The 4,373-nt window shown below is 69.3% G+C and carries 3 protein-coding genes; all 3 read left to right on the forward strand.

What is annotated here, in order from left to right:
- On the forward strand, nucleotides 1-469 hold a 469-nt coding region (locus HR086_RS45055; protein WP_174468742.1), incomplete at its 5' end, for an energy transducer TonB.
- A 164-nt stretch (nucleotides 470-633) separates the two neighbouring features.
- On the forward strand, nucleotides 634-3,360 hold the full coding sequence (locus tag HR086_RS45060; RefSeq protein WP_174468743.1) for a TonB-dependent receptor: 2,727 nt from the start codon (nucleotides 634-636) through the stop codon (nucleotides 3,358-3,360).
- The gene (locus HR086_RS45065; protein ID WP_141643603.1) at nucleotides 3,360-4,283 is read left to right on the forward strand and encodes a hypothetical protein; all 924 of its coding nucleotides are present in this window, start codon (nucleotides 3,360-3,362) and stop codon (nucleotides 4,281-4,283) included. Before HR086_RS45060 ends, HR086_RS45065 begins: the two co-directional genes overlap by 1 nt.
- Nucleotides 4,284-4,373 lie beyond the last annotated feature (90 nt).

Raw genomic sequence — 4,373 nt, forward strand, 5'->3', positions numbered from 1 at the left:
GCCCCCGCCCAACGAAACCCCGCCGCCGAGCGTGAAGCCCGCGCCCCTGGTGGTCGGCATCTCCATGTCCTCCACCACGAGCGCGGGAGGTTTCGCGGCGCCGGTGGGCAATACCCTCTATGGTCGCAACGCCGAGAAGGCCAAGGCGCCGCAAGAGGTGAAGGCGTACAGCGCGCCCAAGTACACGCCCATCTACCAGGTGGACCGTGAGCCGCAGCTCGCCAGCGAGGTGAAGATTCCCTACCCGGATGAGGCACGCCGCGCGGGAATCGAGGGCACGGTGACGCTGTCCATCACCATCGACACCGAAGGCCGCGTGGTGAATGCGCGCGTGCTGAATGGGCCCGGGCACGGTCTGGAAGAAGCCGCGCGCACCGCCATCCTCCGCTTCCGCTTCCGTCCCGCCTTCAAGGGAGGCGAAGCAGTGTCCACGGAGATGAAGTACGCCTATACGTTCCTGCTCGATTGAACATCCGCTCCCGCCGGGAGAGGGTCGGAGCGGGGGAGTGCACCGGTGGGCCCCATCCACATCCACGGCCCGTCCATGCCCGCCGGCTCCTCCTGCACGCCTTCACTCCGCCCCTCTGCCGTCGGGAGCCCGACTCTCTTCACGCCCCTGTCCCTGAAAGCCCCATGTCCTCGAACGTGAAAGCCCGCGTCGCGCTCGCCGCCGCCTCCCTCTGGGTGGCGACTCCGGCGCTCGCCCAGGCACCTCAACCTGGAGCCCCCGCCGCCGAGTCACCTCCGGCCGCGCAGCCCACCATCACCAAGCCCCCGGAGCTGGTGCAGCAGGTCCAAGCCCAGTACCCCGCGGAGGCGCTCGCGCAGGGCCTCACCGCCTCCGTGCGCCTCATCATCACCATCGCCGAGGATGGCGCGGTGACGGACGTGCAGTCCGCGGAGCTCGCGGGGCACGGCTTCGACGAGGCGGCCATCGCGGCCGTGCGCCAGTTCCGCTTCACGCCCGCCGAGGTCGACGGCGTGCCCGCGCCGGTGCAGGTGGAGTACGTCTACCACTTCACCCTCAACGCGCCCCCGCCGGCGGAGGGCCAGGTCGCCGCCGAGCCCGAGGCGCCCAAGGCGACGCTCACCGGTCAGCTCATCTCCCGAGGCAGCCGCTCGCGCGTGGCCGGCGCCACCGTGCGCTGCGGTGACGACGCGGACGCCGCCGAGGCCGTGTCCGACGCGGACGGCCGCTTCACCCTGGAGGTCCCCCCGGGCGAGTGCGCCGTGCGCGTCATCGCCTCCGGCCATCAGCTCTACCAGACGAAGGAGACGCTGAAGGCGAACGAGACGACGGAGGTGAACTTCTACCTGGCTCCGGCCGGTAGCGCCTTCGAGACGGTGGTGCGCTCCGAGCGGCCGAAGAAGGAAGTGGTCCGCCGCACGGTGACGCGCGAGGAGGCGCAGAAGACGCCAGGGACGTTTGGTGACCCCATCCGCGTCCTCCAGACGCTGCCGGGCGTGGCGCGCGCGCCCTTCATCTCGGGTGACTTGCTGGTGCGCGGCTCCAACCCGGGCCAGACGGCGACGCTGATGGACGGCGTGCGCATCCCCAACCTGTTCCACCTGCTCGGTGGACCGTCGGTGGTCAACGCCGAGTTCATCGACTCGCTCGACTTCTTCCCCGGCGGCTACGGCAGCCAGTACGGCCGCGCGGTGGGCGGCGTGGTGGACGTGGCCACGCGCAAGGGCGCCGCGGACACGGTGCATGGCTCCGTGAAGGTGGACCTGCTCGACGCGGGCTTCTTCGTGGAGGCGCCCATCACCGAGGGCATCAGCGTGGCGGCCTCCGCGCGGCGCTCGTACATCGACACGTTGCTGCCCGCGGTGCTGCCGGACGACGAGGGCAGCACGCTCTCCATCGTCCCCGTGTACTGGGACTACCAGCTGCGCGTGGACTTCGGCGCGCCGCGTGGCTCCACGCCGGAGCCGGGGGCCGCGCGCAGCACCGGCTACATCATGGCCTTCGGCAGCGACGACAAGCTGCGCCTGGTGTCCGGTGGCGAAGAGGAGAACCGCGACATCTCCCTGGACACGCACACCGTCTTCCACCGTGTGAAGGGCGACTGGACGTACCGCAAGGGTCCGCTCACCACCGTCTTCACGCCGTACGTGGGCCTGGACTTCTTCGACATCAGCTTTGGCCAGTACATCGAAAACGACTCCATCTACTCGCTGGGCGCGCGCGAGGTGGTGTCGCTGGAGCTGTCCGATACGCTCACCCTGCGCACCGGTCTGGATGTCTACTTCGAGCACGTGAAGGTGGACGTGCAGGCTCCGTCTCCGGAAGGCACCGAGTACGTGCCCTTCCCGGGCAATGACCCCGTCGCGGAGCTCATCCACGAGAAGCTCACCATCAACGGCTTCGACGGCGCGCTCTTCGCCGAGGCGGACTTCAAGTGGGGCCCGCTCACCGTGACGCCGGGCGTGCGCGGCAACCTCCAGAAGGTGGGTGGCACGCGCAACCTGCTCCTGGACCCTCGGCTGTGGGTCCGCTACGCGGCCACCGAGCGGACTTCGCTCAAGGGCTCGCTCGGCCTCTACAGCCAGCCGGCGGACACCTTCCAGTTCATCTTCTCCCCCTACGGCAATCCGCTGCTGGGCTACCAGCGCGCGTTCCAGTCGAGCCTCGGCGTGGAGCAGAAGCTGGGGGACGTGTGGAACGTGGACGTCACCGGCTTCTTCAACCGCCGCTTCGAGAACGTGGTGGCGCCGGGTGATGTTCGCGCCACCGACGAGGGGAGCTTCACGCAGGACCGCTTCGTCAACGCGGGCATCGGCAAGGCCTATGGCGTGGAGTTGATGGTGAAGAAGGACCGCGCCGCCGCGACGGACAAGTGGTACGGCTGGCTGTCGTATACGCTCAGCCACGCGGAGGACGGTCGCGCGGGCGCCAAGCCCCGGGTCGACGGTGCCTTCGGCGACGACGGTCCTCCAGGCATCAGCGAGGCCACCTACGGTCTGAGCATCTGGGACCAGACGCACATCCTCACGCTGGTGGCCAACTACGTGCTGGGCAATGGCTGGGAGCTGGGCGGACGCTTCCGCCTCACCACCGGTCGACCGACGACGCCGCTGGTGCATCCGCATGACGTCTACAACTCGGACTCGAACAGCTACGAGCCCACCTATGGCCGCTCGCTCTCGGCGCGGACCTCCACGTTCCATCAGCTCGACGTCCGGGTGGAGAAGGGCTGGCGCTTCGACAACTGGACGCTCGCGCTCTACCTCGACGTGCAGAACCTCTACAACGCGGAGAACGTCGAGTTCGTCTTCAATGACTACCGGTTTCGCGACGAGGTGGAGATACCGGGCATCCCCATCCTCCCCGTGCTGGGCGTGAAAGGAAGCTTCTGATGAATACCTGGCTCAAGTATGGGGCGCTGCTGCTCACGCTCGGCGCCGTCGCCTGTGTCGACCCCGATGACCGGCCGTCCATCGTGCATGACCTGCGCGTGCTGGGCATCGCCGTGGAGCGCCCGGAGTTGATGGCTCCGACGTGCGAACTCACCGCGGAGGCGCTGGAGGTCCTCACCGAGGAGGTGTCCTACCGCGCGCTGGTGGTGGACCCCGCGGGCGAGGGGCGCGCCCTCTCCTACACCCTGTGGGCCTGCGCGGACCCGGAGGACTTCCTCTGCGAGAACACCGCTCTGCGCGTGCAACTGGCGCAGGGCACCACGACGGCGGGCGAACTGGTGGTGCCCATCCGGCCCGGTGCGAGCACGCTGCCGGACGGCACGCTGCTGCTGGACAAGGTGCGGCAGGCGGACCCCTACGAGGGCTTCGGTGGGCTGCGCATGCCGCTGGTGCTGAACCTCAGCGCGGGGAGCGAGGCCATCTACGCGCAGAAGCTGATGGTGTTCTCCTGCCCGCTCGTGCCCGGCATGGCGCCCAACCAGCAGCCGGAGCTGCAGGGGCTTCGCCTGGAGGGTCAGCCGTGGGCGGAGGAGGCGCTGCCCGAGTTGACGGGACAGGGGCCGTTCGTGATTACGGCCGAGGACGTGTCCGCCCTGGAGGAGGCCTACGTGGTGCCCGGGTTCCGGCAGGAGTCCGTGTCGCTCAAGGAGGCCTGGTCCATCAGCTGGCATGTGTCGCTGGGAGAAATCCCGGACGAGGAGACGGGCGGCGCCGACTTCAACGGCGAGCCTGGGCGGCACCGCGTGGAGTGGGAGCCTCCCGAGAAGGACGGCGTCGCTCAGGAGGTCACCTTCTGGGCCGTGGCGCGGGACGGGCGAGGAGGCAGCACCTGGCTCATCCGCAAGGCCCGCTGGTCGCCTTAGCGTCGTGAGGATGGCTCGCAAGGGGGCGGCCATCCGAGGTATGCCCCCGGTGCTCACGCGAGGCCGGGCCGGGGCTGGAGCGGGGTGGGA

The organism is Myxococcus sp. CA039A (assembly GCF_013336645.1).
In the GTDB taxonomy this organism is placed as follows: Bacteria; Myxococcota; Myxococcia; order Myxococcales; family Myxococcaceae; genus Myxococcus; species Myxococcus llanfairpwllgwyngyllgogerychwyrndrobwllllantysiliogogogochensis.